Raw genomic sequence first — 16,254 nt, 5'->3', positions numbered from 1 at the left:
TCGCCCTACCGACCCTCAACACCCGCTCGTTGGACACAAGAAAAACGGCATTTTCTTTCGTCGCTTGACGGTCGCTCACGCCTGTCCTCCTCTTCGATGTCGGCGGCTACGTGGGGCGGCTCAATATCGCATACATCAAACCCTCTCCGGGTAGACGCTCACCACGTCTGGACACGTTCGGTCGGATCTGTTCGGGGCGTCGATTTGCCATTGCATAACTGGCTTTATCCTATGGCAGAATCCCTTTCAAATTTGCACGGGACCACTCTACGAGTGAGCGGTACTCGTGTGAGGGGTCTGACATCTCATCCTCGCGCTTTGCTGTTCTCATCTCGCTTTCGCTGGTACTTGTAGCTTCCCAGGATGAATTCAACGAAGGTCCTTGACAAGTCGACGGCAAGCATAGGGTACTACGTGCCGCCCGGTACGAAGACGCGTGCGAGTCACTCATGCGATTTCGGATTCCGGAAAGTCCGTTGACCTTGTACACAGGAAACGTAGCGAAAACGGGTCATTCTTTGGAGGCAGAGCGGTAGCTCACCGATTGCATCTTCCCATCAGGACCAACGACATTCGTTTCCGATCCCGGGACCACGTCGGTATTATGGGCAGAGACGCACGCCCACCTGCCCTCGGTTCGTCGAACGACGAAAGAGAAAAGATGGTCGCTTCGGCTCAGCGCCTCTGCAAACTGGTGGGCCCACATCGAGGAGGCCCCGATGTAGCGAACCTGCCCCCGCCGGACGGCGTCGTCTAAGGCGCGGAGCGTCTCTTCGATTGGGGTGTCATAGTCCCAGCGGTGGATCTGGTAGAGGTCGATGGTGTCGAGGCCAAGCCGATCGAGGGAGTTCTGTAGCTCCTGCTCGATCGTCTTCCGGGAGAGTCCCGTGGCGTGCCGATGCGGCTCCTCCGACGGCGGGAAATACACCTTCGTGGCCACGACCATCTCCTCTCGGTTGTGGTCGGAAAGGACCTCCCCCAGGATCCGCTCGCTGTCCCCGTGGGAGTACATGTTCGCGGTATCGAAGAAGTTGATGCCCCGCTCGATGGCTCCTTCGATGAGCCGCCGGCTTTTTTCTTCATCCAGGAGCCAGTCCTTCCAGCCGGTGGCCCCAAAACTCATGCAGCCGAGGCAGATGCGACTTACCTCCAGTCCCGTCGAGCCGAGGGTTGTATATTCCATGGACGAGCGTCGGCGTGCGGATGAATGGGATTAAAGGAAGAGGGTACGGTACGTGGAGCCGGGCCGGAGACAGTCTCGAAGGAGGTGGCCCTGAACGTTAATCTACCTCTTTGAGATCGTCCGATTGGCCTCCCCCCTTGCCCTTCGGCTCCTCGGAGTTTTCGGAGGAGGGGGGAGTTTCTTCGGAATCATAATCGTAGATCCTGCCGCTCTGCCAGCTTGTGCGCTCCTCGCGAGTTGCGTTGTAGTGCTCGCTCATCTCCTTGGCCTGCTTCGCCAAGACCTCACGCCGTTCTGTAACTGGACGGGCCAGAAGGGATCGTCTAAAATCATGCATGAATACAGAGGCCATTTACGGTCGGAGGAGATGGGCGAGTTCGCTTGGAGTGAGCACCTCGGGACGGGCCGGCCCGAAGTCATCTGCGTTCCGTGTGCAGATAACATCTGTGCCGCTTTCGGAGGCCGCCTCGCCAATGATGCCGTCTTCGAAGTCCTCGTATAGCCTACCGGCTCGAACAGCGCCGGCGTGTGAAACAGAAGCCACGTCCAAAAACGACAGGGCGGACTCGATACTTTCAAGAAGCGTGTTTTTTCGATCTCCTTCGCTAAAACCTCCTGTTCCCACGACGGATCATCTGGCAGCCAAATTTCAGAGTCACTGACGAGAACCGACTGTACCTAACAACTTAGGTTTCGTACTTGCTCGCCAGGCGAAGAATTTCGTCTCCACCGATCCGAGATCGGTATGATTGTGGACAGTCGGTTGCTTGGGAAGGTTCTTTACGGGAATTGTCCTGAGAGATTATGTCTCCTCCGGAAGTTCCCCCACAGCATTCAGCGCATGCCGATAGAGCGACTCATCGATCCAAAAAGATGTCGCTCGTAATGCGTCGAGTGCGGGTTGGATCCGATCGATCAGACCTTCCCGCTTCGCACGGAGAAGCACGCCAATGGTCCCGGTCTTTCGAAGTCCAAGGTCCTCCGCTCGGTTTCGGGCGGCAGACTCATCGAGAAGCACAAGGTCAGCTCCTCGTTGGTTCGCCAACGCGAGAGCATCGGCTTCCCCTTCGTCGAGCGCCTGATGCAGAAGTCGCCAGGTACCGGTCTCCGTATTAACGGAAGCCACCTCGATCCAGCCAGACGCACGGGCTGACTGTAGTTCTGGTGCCCCGGGCTGCCCCTTCCCTTCCGAGACAGTCTCATGCCAGACTGTCTCGGGAACCGTGAGTTCAGAAAAAAGGTGATGAAGGAGATTGAAGCGGTCGATCCGAGCGAGGTGGATCAGAACGGACGTATCACTGACGACAGTCATTCGTCGAGCTTTCGAGTTGACGAGGATTCGGAGTCGTTACCGAAGGCGTAACGCAGGTCTTCTTCCAACTCTTCTTCGGTATAGTCACGGGGCACTTGACGCTCTCCGAGTAGTGCCTCGAAGTCCCGACGAGAGAGTCCAGACAATTTCCGGGCCTTGCCGAGAGGAAGAAGGCGTCGAGCATAAAGTGTGAGGGCCAATTCTTTGCGCACTTCTTTCTCAGCCGTATCAGGGGGGAGCCGGAGGGAAGAGGCCACGTCGTCGGGGATGTCCACTGTTAGTTTGCTCATAGCGACCTCTTTTAGGGGCAGTAGAATAAGACGAGATCCAAGGCGTGTTACGTCCACCCGGCCGGAACGATTCTCCATTCACGAGTGTGCTGCGCGAAGTCGAGGAAGGATTTCCCTGTGAGAAGTAAACGTAATGCTGTTATTCTCCTACGGCCTGCTGCTTCAAGGACTCCATCCGCTTCGTCGTCACCCCCAGGCGCCGGTGCCGTTCGTGGTGGCAGGTGGTCATGATGATTTGCATCTCGCGGGCGACGCTCCGGAGGATGTTGGCAATCGCCTCAAATCGATCGGGATCGGTGTCTGAGAGCGCGTCGTCCAAAAACACCGGATGGGGACGCTCCTGGCAGATGAGGCGGGCCATGGCCAGGCGCGTGAGGACGCTCAGTTGCTGCTTCGCCCCGGCGCTGAGCTGGTCAAATTCAAAGCTCCCCTCCCCCGAACGGCTAAACCGCTCGACGCCGAAGGTCTCCCCAAACTGCACGGTGGCGCGGTCGGCCCCGAAGAATCGGCTGAGCAGTTCTTCAACTTCCTCTCGGAGAGGCGCGAGATACTGGCGGCGGGCCTCCCTTCGCTTTTCTGTGAGCGTCTCGTAGAGAAGCTTTGCGGCCTCGGCCTGCTGCTGGAGCCGGTCTACCTCGGCCTGCGCCTCTTCCAGGTCCTGCCGCGCCTCTTCAAGGCGGCCGTGTAGGCCGCGGAGGTCGTCGCTTTCGAGGCGGCCCTGCACCTTGTCGAGTTCGCTTTTGAGCGCTCTCCGTCGTTCTACGCGGACCTCGTTGCTGAGGATGCCTTTCAATACCTCATAGGTCCGATTCGAAGTCGCTCGTGAGATGCTGATCTCCGCGCCGGGGGCCACTTTCAATACCTCATAGGTCCGATTCGAAGTCGCCCCTCGATGCCACTCACGGAGAAATGCGGGTAGCTTTCAATACCTCATAGGTCCGATTCGAAGCCAGCCTGACCCGGTCCATCCAGTCGAGAAGCTGTCTCTTTCAATACCTCATAGGTCCGATTCGAAGGTGAACGCCCTCCTGAGTCGATGGCCGACGGCATTCTTTCAATACCTCATAGGTCCGATTCGAAGGAAATGAGTTTAGCCATAGGCCACCTCCCGCAACTCGCTTTCAATACCTCATAGGTCCGATTCGAAGTTTGAGCTTTTCGACGCCTACCGCGACGGGGACGTGCTTTCAATACCTCATAGGTCCGATTCGAAGGCAAACTCCCGGCCGGTGCGCCGATATTCGGACGCCACTTTCAATACCTCATAGGTCCGATTCGAAGAATTACTGCCATGAAATACGCTGACGGGCAGGCGACTTTCAATACCTCATAGGTCCGATTCGAAGCGTTCAGGGCGGATTTTGGGCAGTGGGTGGCGGGCCCTTTCAATACCTCATAGGTCCGATTCGAAGACACCGTCTGGATGGAAGAACAGCCGCTTTTCGCCACCTTTCAATACCTCATAGGTCCGATTCGAAGTCCGACATCATCACGGACGTGCAGATCCTGAAGAACTTTCAATACCTCATAGGTCCGATTCGAAGCATCGAGCACGCGGTGGGTTTCCCGCATCACTTCACTTTCAATACCTCATAGGTCCGATTCGAAGCCTCGCCGCGGACCTGGAAGGGGCCAAGGACGGCGCCCTTTCAATACCTCATAGGTCCGATTCGAAGCAGTCTCTTCGTTAATCATCTGGATCGTATGGCACAACTTTCAATACCTCATAGGTCCGATTCGAAGCAGTCCCAGACACCGTTCCAGTAGGGGTCAGTATTCTCTTTCAATACCTCATAGGTCCGATTCGAAGCCTGGCCCTCGCCCTCAACCTCCTTACCTGCGACTTCTTTCAATACCTCATAGGTCCGATTCGAAGGAGGCCATGCCTGAAGTCACCCTGCCATCGCCACCCACTTTCAATACCTCATAGGTCCGATTCGAAGTCGTCGTGACCGTCTCGGTCGAGCCGGAGAGGTCCTCTTTCAATACCTCATAGGTCCGATTCGAAGTCGTGCCCTCGTGGACGTACTCCGCGTAGTGAATGGTCTTTCAATACCTCATAGGTCCGATTCGAAGAAGGTTCGCTTTGATGACCCCGACCTCCCTCCTGTTCTTTCAATACCTCATAGGTCCGATTCGAAGGACTCCTCCACCTTTTCGAGATCGCCCTCCGTGGCCCCTTTCAATACCTCATAGGTCCGATTCGAAGTCTGCGAAATTCAACCCAATATCCGACTTGGGTTCGACTTTCAATACCTCATAGGTCCGATTCGAAGTGAGCAGTTCGCCGTCGTCGGCAATACTCACGCCTTCTTTCAATACCTCATAGGTCCGATTCGAAGGTGATCTGCACGGGATCGGTGATCGGATCGCTCGGCTTTCAATACCTCATAGGTCCGATTCGAAGCCGCGCTCTTTGCGAAACGATAGGCCGTAAGGCCGCTCTTTCAATACCTCATAGGTCCGATTCGAAGGCTGCCTCAAATTGCCAAAAAACGGCCGTGAGCGCAAATGCAGGCGGGCATCGGGACGTCTAAGCCGCCCCAATTGTCGTCCCCCGTCGGTAATGCATTCTCTCCGGGAGGGTGACGAGACTTCGTAAATCATTGCTATTCAGTATCTTATATAGAACAGAATTTCTCGACTAAGAATCAGAAGCCTTCTCCCAGTAGGTCGATCGGGAGGGTGACGAGAACGCCGTTCGGGAACGCCTGGTCATAGGCGCTGGGTTATAGCATCCGGCCCGTCGTTCCCCGCTCTTGGCCCAACGTCTCGCGATCGCAATACTTCTGGGCCTGCAGGTTCCAGAAGATTACCGAATCGGTGGCCGGGTCCATCAACGCCTCTGCTTCCGCTTTGAGCTCGGCAAATTGCGCTTCGGTCAGCTCCCCCTCAAAGACCGAATTCTGCACCCAGGTCAGGTAGCGCCGAAAGATCTTAAGCATCTTTCCGACCCGCCGTTCGTCGACGTCGTAGGCCGCTACGAAGTACATAGGTTGCTCCCGTGTCGATGTAAAGAGAAAGCGACAGCCCGTCCGGACGCCCAGACTCAGAAGATTACCACCACATCTCGAACCCTTCGTACGGGTCGTCCTCCGGAGCACAAAGGTGACGCGTGAGGCGATAGGCGTCGAGACGCACGAGGCGCTCGTAGCTAATTTTACGTTCGAGGCGCCGGTGCTCAATCGTCTGGCGCAGGCGCTCGTCCCAGTGTTCTACGAAGGTCTTGCGCCCGCTTTCGGTGAGGTACACTCCCCCGAGACGCTCCTCAAAATCGTCGGGTTGGATCTGACGTGTCTTGACGAGGCGGAAGATTGCCCGGTCGACCAGAAGCGGCTTGAAAACCTCTGCCAGGTCGAGGGCAAGGGAAAACCGCCGGTCCCCCGGTTCGTGAAGATAGGAGACCGTCGGGTCGAGAGCCGTGTGATAGAGCTGGCGAAGTGCCACGCTGTAGCAAAGGCTGTTTCCGAAGCTGATCAGGGCATTGAGCGGGTTGGAGGGCGGCTGTCGGCTGCGCCGTTCGAAGGAGAAGTTTTCGCCGGCCCCGCCCAGGAGCGTTGGCCAAGTCCGGTAGTACCGCCGCCGGGCCTGGCCCTCCAGTCCCATAAGCGTGGCCGGGCCCTCGGCCTCCTGAGCCCGTTTTTTGATCGACTCGATCTTTCTGATTGCCTCCTCGATCCCTTCGGTGCCCTCCTCCAGGCGCGAAGCGTAGTAGCGAAGCACGCGGCGAATGTTGGCCAGGGCCGCCTCCACAAACGAGCGCGCCAGGCGCAGGCGCCTCTCCTGGTTGGTGTGGTGGCGTACCTGCTCGACGGTAAGGCGTCCGCTTAAGAGGTGCTCCTTCGGGTAGAGGCTGGCGGTGTAGTTGCCGTAGTAGTCGAAAAAGAAAAGTGGAACGTGGTGCTTCGAGAGGAAGCTCACCAGCTTCGAGTTGACGTCAATTTCCCCGAAGCAGTAGATTGACTCGGCGCTCTCGATCGGAAATGGAATCGACTCGCCGGTTAATTCTCCACTGGGTTGGCCGTCGTCGGAGGTCAATGAGTTGCTGACTGCCCCAGACTCTTCCTGGGAAGCGGCGTCCTCGTCTCTCTGCCGTCCCGCTCCAGTGGCGACTGGTTCTTCGGCCGGGTCCGATTGGCCTTGCGGAGCCCCGTCGCCCCCTGTCGGCGATTCCGGATTGATTCGGTGTGGAATCTCACTCAAAGGAAGCCGGTCCCCCGCCACCTCGGCCCCGGGAGAGCGGGCGTCGGTCGCTCGTTCAAGACAGAGTGTGTTTTGATTGCGGCAAAGCCGACCGTTGGAAAAGAGGTAGTACGGGCGCTTCATAGGAAAGGGAGAATGGTCTTGAACTGAAATCACGAAAGAAAGGTTGGGACGCAGCATCTGACCCGGTCCCGGTGCTCACCCGTAACAAAGCTCCTCGAATGCACACTTTTGGCAGAACGAGCGCTCCTCTCGCCGCGGGGGCGGAGACTTCTGGCGCGAGAGCGCTTGAAGCGACTGGACAATCTCCTGCAAGCGCTCGGTGTGGGCGTTTGTAAGACGGACGTCTTCGGTGCGGCGCTGCTTCGGGTAGTTGAGCTCGCCGGCAAACGGCTCGCCCTGCGGTCCTGTCACCTCGTTTAGGGCGAGAAGCCACAGGTAAAACCGGAGTTGCCACTTGTGGGCCTCCTCAGCAGAGGGGCTCTTTTTGGTTTCGTGGAGGACGCCGGCGTCGAGCCGAGCCCAGTCGACTTTGCCAATGAGGGGCGTGCCGTTCGGCGCTTCAGCCGTGAGCATGATCTCCTTTTGCTCTCGCTCGTAGCTGTTCTCATCGATCTGCCGCCCAAGCGCGACGGTGGTCGACTCCTGCTCCATCCACAGGCCCCGCATCGAGAGCCAGGCCTTGCGCGGGCAGAGCACGTAGTAGCCGACGAGCATTCCTCCCACGCGAAACGAGGAACGAGGCGGAGCAGAATTGGGAGCGGACATGCGCCGACAGAGGATCGATCCAACAGACAACGGGTGTGCCGAGTGGGCCGCTTCGTTTCGCGTCCCGGCCGACACACCCATAGTCTACAAACGCTCCCTTCCGACCCCGGACATTTCGCGTCCAGGATCGTCTGGCTTTCGATACCTCATAGGTGCGATTCGAAGTTGACCCGGATCTCGTCGATATCCCCGATCAGAATACTTTCAATACCTCATAGGTCCGATTCGAAGGTGCGGCGCGGACACTCCTCACGAACCGACGCTGTACTTTCAATACCTCATAGGTCCGATTCGAAGGATGTCTTCGATGGTGGGCCTGGTGGCCTCGACCAACTTTCAATACCTCATAGGTCCGATTCGAAGTCACGTCGGTGCCGTCCTCTTTGTGCCGAAGAGAGGCTTTCAATACCTCATAGGTCCGATTCGAAGCAGGAGGCGCGGGAGGATTTTATCGCGGGGTTGCGCTTTCAATACCTCATAGGTCCGATTCGAAGTCAGCCCGATGGCCCAGGCGATAATCCACAGCCCGCCTTTCAATACCTCATAGGTCCGATTCGAAGCCTCACAGAGTAGCAGCGGCGGCGGGGGTCAAAGATGCTTTCAATACCTCATAGGTCCGATTCGAAGCTTCACCTTGCTGCTGACATTTTCGGATCAGATTATCTTTCAATACCTCATAGGTCCGATTCGAAGTGGATCAGGCTGGAGACCAAGACAAGCGTTCGTACGACTTTCAATACCTCATAGGTCCGATTCGAAGAAGTGCCTCACGCGCTGCCACTGCCGATGGAAGATCCTTTCAATACCTCATAGGTCCGATTCGAAGCCGCGCTGGACACTCGTGCAGGCATTACCTATGATGACTTTCAATACCTCATAGGTCCGATTCGAAGCATAAGTGGACTGCTTCACCTGTGGGGGGTCAGCTCTTTCAATACCTCATAGGTCCGATTCGAAGAACACCCATCTCACGCATCCGATCACGCGCGGCCTCACTTTCAATACCTCATAGGTCCGATTCGAAGTTTCGATTTCTTTCTCGATCGCGTCCCAGGTCTCGGCCTTTCAATACCTCATAGGTCCGATTCGAAGGCGTGGATCGTTCATCAGCTTCAACGATGATCTCCTCCTTTCAATACCTCATAGGTCCGATTCGAAGCCGGTCGAGGAATCCGGATCGGGGGCAGGCTTCGGATCTTTCAATACCTCATAGGTCCGATTCGAAGGCGCCCGATTCAGCCGCTTGATGAAGGAAAGCTGCTTCTTTCAATACCTCATAGGTCCGATTCGAAGATGCGGACGCTGAGGCGGATGATCAACGTCGCGATTCTTTCAATACCTCATAGGTCCGATTCGAAGGAGCATCCGCAGTGTGCCGCAGAAGAGGCGCGAGAACTTTCAATACCTCATAGGTCCGATTCGAAGCTAACCTCTCGCCCTCATAAATGCCTCTTGAGCGACGCTGAGGGCCGCTGTGATAGCCATTTGGGCGTTTCTAAAGTCGTCACCCCGCGGTTCTGTGTCAACCCCGGGGAGGGTGACGACCACCTCTATCGTTTTGTTGTTCAATGGTTTACCCATAATCATCAGTGATAATAGGCGAATGAATCGGTGCTTAGTTATTCTTGAGCAGGGAGGGCGACGAGATTATGCCACCCTACAAACATCGGTCGTTCATCGAGCGCCCTCGTTTTTGATCGAGTATAAGGCCTTCTGTTGGGGAGTACGCCGGAGAATACCAGGCCTCTTCTGTTTCGTCAGCCACTTCGACGGCCACTTTCTGAACCGGTGGCAGATCCGGACGCTGCTCCCGGTCGTCCCGCTGCACATGATACATAGGGACCGACACTCCGTACTCCTGTTCGAAGGCCCGATACTCGGAGTATGTGTCGAACCGATCGGGACAGGCCGTAAGAACGGTTGCTTGCGATGGAATATCCCGGCTGAGCCAATCATCCGTGGACTCGGTTTCTTCGTCGGAGTGACGGGCACTTACGATGAGCCAATCATCCTTCAAGTGTTGCACGAGTCGCTTGCGGTTGGTCTTGATGCGGTCGTCTGAGGGTGAAAAGGACTCTGCATTGGGATAGAGTTCGTCCACCGCATCGATAAAGTCTCGCGCCGAGTGCGGCTCGAACTGAAGGGCTTCCCGCGTCTGAACGAGGGCTCGTCCTGGATGCCACTCGTACTCGTCCTGATCAAACTCACCGTACGGGGCCGGATACAGGTTGCCCTCCTTCGTCGGCGTCACGACGTGGAGCGTGCCCACGTCCATGCCCTCAAATCGCCCCAGCCGTCCGGCACGCTGGGCCAAGCGGTCGTACGGGCAGAGTTCGCTCACCATCACCGGCGCGCTAATGTTCAAGCTCATTTCGCCGATCTGGGTGAGCACTGCCACCCCTTCTGCAGTCCCTTCATCCCAGGCCTCCTGTCCCAACGCGTCGAGCAGGTTCTGCTCCACACCTTTCTTGCCCGGCTCCGTAAAACGAGAGTGGTACAGAATGGGCTCAACGTCGGTATTGTCTCGAAACCAGTCGTAGTACGCCAGCGCCCTCTTCACGGTGTTGGCGTACAAAATGGCCGTGGGGGGGTCCTGGCGGGCAATCGGTCGAAGCACGTCTACGATTTCATCAGGCTCGTCCGCCTCACCCGCGTCTTTGATGTAACAGCGCGTGCGGTCTAAATCCGACGTGTCTTCCTCCAGTGTGCCGATGTTGTAGAAGTCTTTGGCGGCGTCGGGCACGGTCGCACTCATGACCAGTACCGGCACGTCGAAGTGGCGCAGCACGTGGAGCAGTACCTCAAGATTCGCCTGCACGAAAGGATCGTAGAAGTCCGCCTCGTCGATCACCACGCAGCTGTTGCACAGGTGGTAGAAGATGGCAAAGTGATCCTCTCGCGTGCCGGTGAGCGCCGCACAGAGATGGTCGATCGTACACACCGTGACGGGCGTCGCCAACAGCCGCGCCATCCGGTGCATCTCCCCGGCACGGTGACGGGCATCCTCGTCTTCCTCCCCCACTCCTTCCCCGTACCGGGCGTGCCACGCGCTGGAGTGGTAGAGCCCCGTCTTGCTCACGTTTTCGTCCACGTCCACCGACAATGAGTTGGACGTAAACCGCGTGGGCATGGCAATGACGCACCGGTCGGCCTTTCCGGCATTGATTTGATGCTGCGCCCAGAGGAGTGACGCGTCGGTTTTTCCGCTCCCCGTCGGGGCCCGCAGAATCATGGCGGTGTCGTCCCGACCATCGTCCTCAGTCGCCTCTGTAACGACCTCCTGGACTCCGCGCGGAGAGTCATACGGAAACTCGTACGCGAACTGGAGCTCTTCGGGATCAGGCACCCAGTTCTGGGACTCTTTCTCCTGAATGCTCGCCCGCGTGTCGGCAAGGCGGAGAAGCGACCGAACCCCGGCGATACGAAACCGCTCGTTCAAGGCTTTCTCTGCGAGATTGGGCGGTGGATCTATTGTCCACCGACCATCCTCTTCGCAAAACTCATCCCACAGATATTCGAACTGTCCTTCGCCGTCGTTCTTCCACCGCTTCCGTGCCCGCCGGTCGTAGCTCAGCTTTCCGTGGTGAGCGGCAATTGCGGCACGCTCCGGCAGTGTCAGGTCAATTCCCCTCGTGTCCGCATAATCGAGCGACGCGAACTCGTGACGTAGGTCTGCCGTCATCAGGTGCCGCGAGCCGCCTTCCTTCGCATCTTTGCGACAGGCCGTCTGCCATGTGGAGTGGCGCTTGCCCTGATCGTGCACCTCGGCCGCTTTCAGAAGCTGAGGGCGAAGCGCCGCTCCCGTTCGCTCTTGATATTTCGATTCCAGAAACGGAAACGCATCGAGCCACGCCCGGGCCTGCTCAACGACATGTCGCGTGTGCTCCTCCAGCGTGATGCCGTTGGTTTTGGCAAGAATCGGGTTCATCGGTTAGGCCTCCGCCTTTTGAGCGAACTCGTTGAAGGGCACCGGCTCGGCTCCCTCCGTCGGATCGTAAAGGCTGTCGATGGCGTCCAGCGCAGCATCGTATGCCTCGAACACACTCTTGCCGTCGGTGGTGGTATCGTCGCCGTAGAAGTACTTGGCATCTCGCGCATCGAGCTCCGCGAAGAGGTTTTCCCGCTCCGCCTCGCTCATGTCGAAGAAGCGTGATGCCTTTCGGGACAGCCGGGAATCCAGCACGATGAGCGCTTCCTGCGGCTCCCCAGTGGTCGCATTCCGGGCCTGGTTGGCGTAGTCGTTCAGAAACCGAGTGGCCTCCAGAAACAGTTCTGCGCGGCGTGTCCGCTCAGCCTCGTCAACGTGCTTTACGTAGTTCGTCTCGACGTGGCGCTCCTCTTCGTAGGTGAACGCCTTGCTCACCGACAGGGCCGACACGTCCAGATGGAAACTCATCTGCATGTCGTCGTCCTGACTGAACTCATTGGTGGCAAGCGCCTGCTTCTGCTCGGACTCTTCGTTGGTGTTCTGCTTGATGCGGATGAGCAGGTCGCGTCCCACGTCGCTCTCCTCTTTGGCCACGGCGAACGTCGCGCTCACCGGCGCGGTCCGGCGGCCCGAGTAGCTGCCCTGCGACGGGTGCATGAACCCGCCCATGTCGGCACGGAGATCCTTTTGGATCTGATTGGTCGTTCCGTCGCCATTGGATACGTAGGTGTCGCCCCGGTTGTCGTGCTCTAAATTGAGGCGTTCGATCGCACTGAACAGCGCGTGTCGCTGCATTTGACCGGAGATGTACACCCGACCGTCGGGCCGTCGCTTAATGGACGACGCGTTGCCGAGGAGTTTTTCTCCTCCGTTGGCCGTGTGATTGGACATCGGTGAGAGAAGCGTGACGGAAATGCCTTTTACGTTTTCCATAAATGGTAGAAGTTGTGTCGTCAAGTGAAGTAAAAAGAGAGGAAAAGGTGCGGTGCTGCTGCCGACTACTCACCGTCCTCCATGTAGGGATCGTCCGAATCGTCGTCCTCGGATTGCGCGTTTTCAGACCCATTTTCAGATCGGAGTCGCATGTACGCCAGCACGAGGTCCTTCGCGGTGTCGAAGTCGATTTCTCCCGCATTCGTGGCCTCCAGGAAGCGCTCCGCCGCCGCGGGCACGTCGCGGTTTGACTGGCGCCCGGCGTCGACGTTGAGTTGTGCGAAGAGAGCTGACGGACGGCGAGCGCTCATGGCGGTGCTTTCAAGCTGCGCCAGCGCCCGCGTCTTAGCCTCGTACAGATTTCGGCCCGTGCCGCCGCCGTCCTGCTCGTCGTTTTCCTCCACCTCCTGGCGGGCGATATGGTAGGCGACATCGTTGAGGTACGCGCCGTACGCTCGTGCGGACTGCACGATGTCGGCGTCGATGGCTTGCTTATTCATAAAGTAGTCGGTTAGAATTGGTGAGAAAACACGGTCGTACTGGACTCGAAAGGCAAGGAAATCGCAGAAGGCCGGCTGGGTGTAGAGCTGCAGAAACCGTCCCGCCATTCGGAAGAAGCTCTGCCGGTTGGTGCTGTCCGGGCGATTGTCGTCTTCGTTGTAAAACCGGATCCGATACAAACTGGCGATGACGGCCGGAAGGTCTTGCTCTTCGGCGAGCCGAGCCGCGTGGTGTCCGACGAACTCCTGTCGCATCAGCCCGCCATCGTAGCTGACGAGGTAGACCGGATTTCCGGCCATCTGGTCTAGCACGTCACGCGCTTCATCCAGCCGGCCGGCCCGCTTCGCCCACTGCCCCATTGCCCCCATAAGCCCAACCGGACCGAAGGCGCTGCTGCCAGGGGCATCGGGGTAGTTGCCCTCGAAGAGCGGGGGACGTTTCCGATTGCTGTCCTCCGATCGGTTGAGGGTCAAAAATTCGCCCGTCTCCTTGTCCTTCATGCTTCGAAAAAGCCGAACGAACCGGATCATCCCCTCCAGATCCAGATCCGGAATCATCACCTGGTTGGTGAAATCCACCTGCGCGGCAGGCTTCAAGGATGTGAGGGCCGCCACCAGCGAGAATACGGCCTCCAGTTTTGTAGACTTCGGTTCTGAGAGGGTCTTCGTCCCCTGATTTAGCTTCGACGTAAACGGGGCAAAAGAGCGCTTCATCTTCACCGACGCCTGCGGATCGATCTCTTCCTCGTTCTGAAGTTCGTCGAGCGTAGATCGGGCCTCCCGGATCAGGTAGCGCGAGTTACGATCGTCGATCACGACATGCGGGGCAATGTAATATCCGTCCTCCGCTTTCTGACCCCCAGTTTCTAGCTCCTCGTTCGAGAGCCAGCGATACTGTAGCTCCCGGTCCGTGTCCAAATCGCAGCTGGTATGCACACGGAAGCGTTGCAAACCATCGCGAATCGCAACCTGGGCTGCGTCCAGAAGAGCTTCGGGCTGATCGAGCAGTGTTTTCCACTCCCGCCCCACGCCCACTTGCACGAGTGCGGCGGCCAGTCCGTAGCGCGGATAAGGATGATCGAAAACGAGAGTCGGGGACTCGGTCTTGTCGGGTTTCATCGGTGTCGTGGTCTGATTCATTGGTTCATCACCTCCCACTCGGCTTCCACCCATCCGTCGTTATTCCCGAGATAGAGCGGGGCCGCCGGGTCGTCGAGCGCGTCTTCGATTTGCGTCGCCAGCGTTTCTGTCGTGCGCACGCGGTACCGGTACGGTCCTTCCGGAATGACGTACTCGCGGGGCGTCGGGCTGGTATAGTATTGGGGATACTGCGGTCGAAGCGCCTTCACGTGCACCTTGTCCCCCTCTTCGACATCCGGAAGAGCGTCCGGGTCGCGGATCTTGTAACTGGAGTAGTCGCCAAACTTGATGTCATCGCTCCGCTCAAGACTCACCACGCGTTCGAGTCGCACGTCGTAGTGACGACTTCCACCTGGAAATTCCGTCCCACTCCCACGTGCATGCCGAGCCCAGAGATCATCGAAGTGTACCGTGTCCGGCAACACCGACATCTCAAACTCAAGATGATGCTGGAGGAGACTCAGGAAGCCGGATCCGGATTCCGAGTCGTCATCGCCCGTGATCCACGGCTCTTTTTTCTGTGGATGCCCACGCCCAAGTTCGCTTTTCGCCTCCGAGCGCAGTTTCTTCAAAACGGTGGAGCGCACCTTCTCTGGGAAGTGCCATCCCAGGGCGTTTTCGAGCAGCCCAAACAGCATAGCCTCAGTTGGGGCTGGTTGACTGCGATAGTACGTGCCCGGCTGGGTGGCAGTCATTGACAACGGCGACAGCGCCCTAATCTCCAAGAGTGCTGTCGTATCCAGGTCTGGCGGCTCTAAAAAGAAAGAAAGGTTGAGTGAGTTGGACATAGGTGTAGAATCTATTCAAGTGTGTTGCTCATCGCGATGGCGTCACTTCAGCGCACCAAACCCACTTCCGGTAAGCTCCCCTACGCCCACGTTCCAGGCAAAGCGTGAGACCTCGGGCGGCCCCTCCACGATCACCGGACACACGCTACCCTTGTGGTCAATCTCATGCCCCCCCTTTTCGATGGTCGCGAGTTTTGTGTCGGCTCCCTTGTACCCCCGATCGAACCGTACCTGCGCCTCTGACGGATCGAGGTCGAGCCCGGCCGCCTTCATCTTGGCGCGCAGGGTGCGGGTGAGGGCATCGTCGGCCCGCTCGTCGTCGTGGATCAGGTACTCGCGGCTCCCATCCTCGCGGCGCTGGCGGGCAATGACCGGCGCGTCTACGTCGAAGCGGTAGCCACCTGAAAACGCAGGCGTCGTCTGCTGCTGGGCCTCCACGACTCGCATTCCGGCAAAGACCGATGGATCCTGCAGAATGCCCTCCAATGCGGTTTTCGCAGCCCCATCCTCCCAGAAGCTAAGACGCCAGCGCACGCCATCGGGAAACTGCAGGGCTCCATCCTCCCCATGCCCGCCCTTCAGCCAGCCGACGCTGTACAGGCTGGGCCCGTCGTGCAGGTCGTTCTCCGACCCGAGCCACTTGTGTAGCGTGCCCGTGAGCTTGTGCAGGTGATTGAACGGAACCGGATCGGTGTTGGGAGAAAGTGTCAGATTGAGTCGCATAGGTGTCGTCAGTTTGTCCCAAAGGGTGCGATTTAAAAACGTCTCTCTCGAATAGCTTCGTTCTCGTGAGGTGTCGGTTTCAGTTCTTACAGTCGCGGTCTTCAGGGTACTTCCGTCCTATGCGCCGGGCCTGAGCAGCCACCCGGCGCTGGAGCCGGTCAGGGCCTCGGACCTCGGCGCTCGTCCCAAAGCTGAGAACCCACCGGGCCAGCCCGTCCAAATTTCCGGAGGTGCCGATCAGCTCGTAGGTCCCGTCGGCCCGCTCCATGAGGATGGGCCGCTCGGTCCAGAGGGGACCCTCGCCCGGACAGCTCGTCGGCTCCGGACGGCGGAGCCTGCGTCCTTCTGAGGGCGCAAACCGCACGTGCACCGCCCAGGTCTCCCTCGGCGCACGGTCGCTCTTGATCGACCCTTTGATCGAAGATGCCTCCGGGTTGGCCTGTGAGATACCCTCTGGCATAACGGGAGCCCGATGGATTCGAAGTC

14 protein-coding genes, 1 pseudogene and 2 CRISPR repeat arrays are annotated in these 16,254 nt (G+C 58.2%); all 15 genes and pseudogenes read right to left on the bottom strand.

Annotation, left to right across the window (positions count from 1 at the left end):
- Positions 1–661 precede the first annotated feature (661 nt).
- Positions 662–1,183: pseudogene (locus BSZ35_RS18050) on the bottom strand (aldo/keto reductase); the annotation flags it as partial.
- Between the two features lie 97 nt (positions 1,184–1,280).
- Entirely contained in the window at positions 1,281–1,520 is a 240-nt protein-coding gene (locus BSZ35_RS18045) for a hypothetical protein (RefSeq protein WP_146110169.1), read from the bottom strand.
- Between the two features lie 15 nt (positions 1,521–1,535).
- Complete coding sequence (locus BSZ35_RS18040) at positions 1,536–1,727, bottom strand: hypothetical protein (protein ID WP_146110168.1); 192 nt, start codon at positions 1,725–1,727, stop codon at positions 1,536–1,538.
- A gap of 258 nt (positions 1,728–1,985) precedes the next feature.
- Positions 1,986–2,495, bottom strand: coding sequence for a DUF3368 domain-containing protein (locus tag BSZ35_RS18035; protein ID WP_105013997.1), 510 nt, complete (start codon positions 2,493–2,495; stop codon positions 1,986–1,988).
- Positions 2,492–2,863 (bottom strand): UPF0175 family protein, encoded by a 372-nt coding sequence (locus tag BSZ35_RS18030; protein ID WP_219846696.1) that lies wholly within the window; start codon positions 2,861–2,863, stop codon positions 2,492–2,494. Before BSZ35_RS18030 ends, BSZ35_RS18035 begins: the two co-directional genes overlap by 4 nt.
- Before the next feature lie 61 nt (positions 2,864–2,924).
- Positions 2,925–3,509: a hypothetical protein gene (locus tag BSZ35_RS19355; RefSeq protein WP_146110167.1), complete on the bottom strand. Its 585-nt coding sequence runs from the start codon at positions 3,507–3,509 to the stop codon at positions 2,925–2,927.
- Between the two features lie 62 nt (positions 3,510–3,571).
- A CRISPR array of direct repeats spans positions 3,572–5,259; the repeat unit is 30 nt; unit sequence CTTTCAATACCTCATAGGTCCGATTCGAAG.
- A gap of 255 nt (positions 5,260–5,514) precedes the next feature.
- Positions 5,515–5,778 (bottom strand): CRISPR-associated endonuclease Cas2, encoded by a 264-nt coding sequence (gene cas2 / locus BSZ35_RS18025; protein ID WP_105013995.1) that lies wholly within the window; start codon positions 5,776–5,778, stop codon positions 5,515–5,517.
- Between the two features lie 64 nt (positions 5,779–5,842).
- Entirely contained in the window at positions 5,843–7,111 is a 1,269-nt protein-coding gene (cas1b, locus tag BSZ35_RS18020) for a type I-B CRISPR-associated endonuclease Cas1b (protein ID WP_105013994.1), read from the bottom strand.
- Positions 7,112–7,186: 75 nt separating this feature from the next.
- Positions 7,187–7,756 (bottom strand): CRISPR-associated protein Cas4, encoded by a 570-nt coding sequence (gene cas4, locus BSZ35_RS18015; protein ID WP_105013993.1) that lies wholly within the window; start codon positions 7,754–7,756, stop codon positions 7,187–7,189.
- A gap of 135 nt (positions 7,757–7,891) precedes the next feature.
- Positions 7,892–9,181: a CRISPR direct-repeat array (repeat unit 30 nt; unit sequence CTTTCAATACCTCATAGGTCCGATTCGAAG).
- Between the two features lie 232 nt (positions 9,182–9,413).
- Positions 9,414–11,684, bottom strand: coding sequence for a CRISPR-associated helicase/endonuclease Cas3 (locus BSZ35_RS18010; RefSeq protein WP_105013992.1), 2,271 nt, complete (start codon positions 11,682–11,684; stop codon positions 9,414–9,416).
- Between the two features lie 3 nt (positions 11,685–11,687).
- Positions 11,688–12,617 (bottom strand): type I-PGING CRISPR-associated protein Cas7/Csp1, encoded by a 930-nt coding sequence (gene cas7p, locus BSZ35_RS18005; RefSeq protein ID WP_105013991.1) that lies wholly within the window; start codon positions 12,615–12,617, stop codon positions 11,688–11,690.
- A gap of 65 nt (positions 12,618–12,682) precedes the next feature.
- Positions 12,683–14,236 (bottom strand): hypothetical protein, encoded by a 1,554-nt coding sequence (locus BSZ35_RS18000; protein WP_146110166.1) that lies wholly within the window; start codon positions 14,234–14,236, stop codon positions 12,683–12,685.
- A gap of 17 nt (positions 14,237–14,253) precedes the next feature.
- Positions 14,254–15,045 (bottom strand): hypothetical protein, encoded by a 792-nt coding sequence (locus BSZ35_RS17995; protein ID WP_146110165.1) that lies wholly within the window; start codon positions 15,043–15,045, stop codon positions 14,254–14,256.
- A 42-nt stretch (positions 15,046–15,087) separates the two neighbouring features.
- A complete protein-coding gene (gene cas6 / locus BSZ35_RS17990) occupies positions 15,088–15,768 on the bottom strand; it encodes a CRISPR-associated endoribonuclease Cas6 (RefSeq protein ID WP_105013988.1) in 681 nt (226 codons plus the stop codon).
- Positions 15,769–15,847: 79 nt separating this feature from the next.
- Complete coding sequence (locus tag BSZ35_RS17985; protein WP_105013987.1) at positions 15,848–16,228, bottom strand: WYL domain-containing protein; 381 nt, start codon at positions 16,226–16,228, stop codon at positions 15,848–15,850.
- Positions 16,229–16,254 lie beyond the last annotated feature (26 nt).

The organism is Salinibacter sp. 10B (assembly GCF_002954405.1).
In the GTDB taxonomy this organism is placed as follows: Bacteria; Bacteroidota; Rhodothermia; order Rhodothermales; family Salinibacteraceae; genus Salinibacter.
The sequence above is the reverse complement of the archived record's forward strand: the minus strand, read 5'-3'. Positions and strand labels throughout refer to the sequence as shown.

Bases quoted from the DNA above. Each gene is read 5' to 3' on its own strand.
- BSZ35_RS18010 (WP_105013992.1), bottom strand. From the start codon at position 11,684: ATGAACCCGATTCTTGCCAAAACCAACGGCATCACGCTGGAGGAGCAC.
- BSZ35_RS18030 (WP_219846696.1), bottom strand. From the start codon at position 2,863: ATGGAGAATCGTTCCGGCCGGGTGGACGTAACACGCCTTGGATCTCGT.
- cas2 (WP_105013995.1), bottom strand. From the start codon at position 5,778: ATGTACTTCGTAGCGGCCTACGACGTCGACGAACGGCGGGTCGGAAAG.
- BSZ35_RS18000 (WP_146110166.1), bottom strand. From the start codon at position 14,236: ATGAAACCCGACAAGACCGAGTCCCCGACTCTCGTTTTCGATCATCCT.
- BSZ35_RS17995 (WP_146110165.1), bottom strand. From the start codon at position 15,045: ATGTCCAACTCACTCAACCTTTCTTTCTTTTTAGAGCCGCCAGACCTG.
- cas6 (WP_105013988.1), bottom strand. From the start codon at position 15,768: ATGCGACTCAATCTGACACTTTCTCCCAACACCGATCCGGTTCCGTTC.
- cas4 (WP_105013993.1), bottom strand. From the start codon at position 7,756: ATGTCCGCTCCCAATTCTGCTCCGCCTCGTTCCTCGTTTCGCGTGGGA.
- BSZ35_RS18045 (WP_146110169.1), bottom strand. From the start codon at position 1,520: ATGCATGATTTTAGACGATCCCTTCTGGCCCGTCCAGTTACAGAACGG.
- BSZ35_RS17985 (WP_105013987.1), bottom strand. From the start codon at position 16,228: ATGCCAGAGGGTATCTCACAGGCCAACCCGGAGGCATCTTCGATCAAA.
- cas7p (WP_105013991.1), bottom strand. From the start codon at position 12,617: ATGGAAAACGTAAAAGGCATTTCCGTCACGCTTCTCTCACCGATGTCC.
- BSZ35_RS18035 (WP_105013997.1), bottom strand. From the start codon at position 2,495: ATGACTGTCGTCAGTGATACGTCCGTTCTGATCCACCTCGCTCGGATC.
- cas1b (WP_105013994.1), bottom strand. From the start codon at position 7,111: ATGAAGCGCCCGTACTACCTCTTTTCCAACGGTCGGCTTTGCCGCAAT.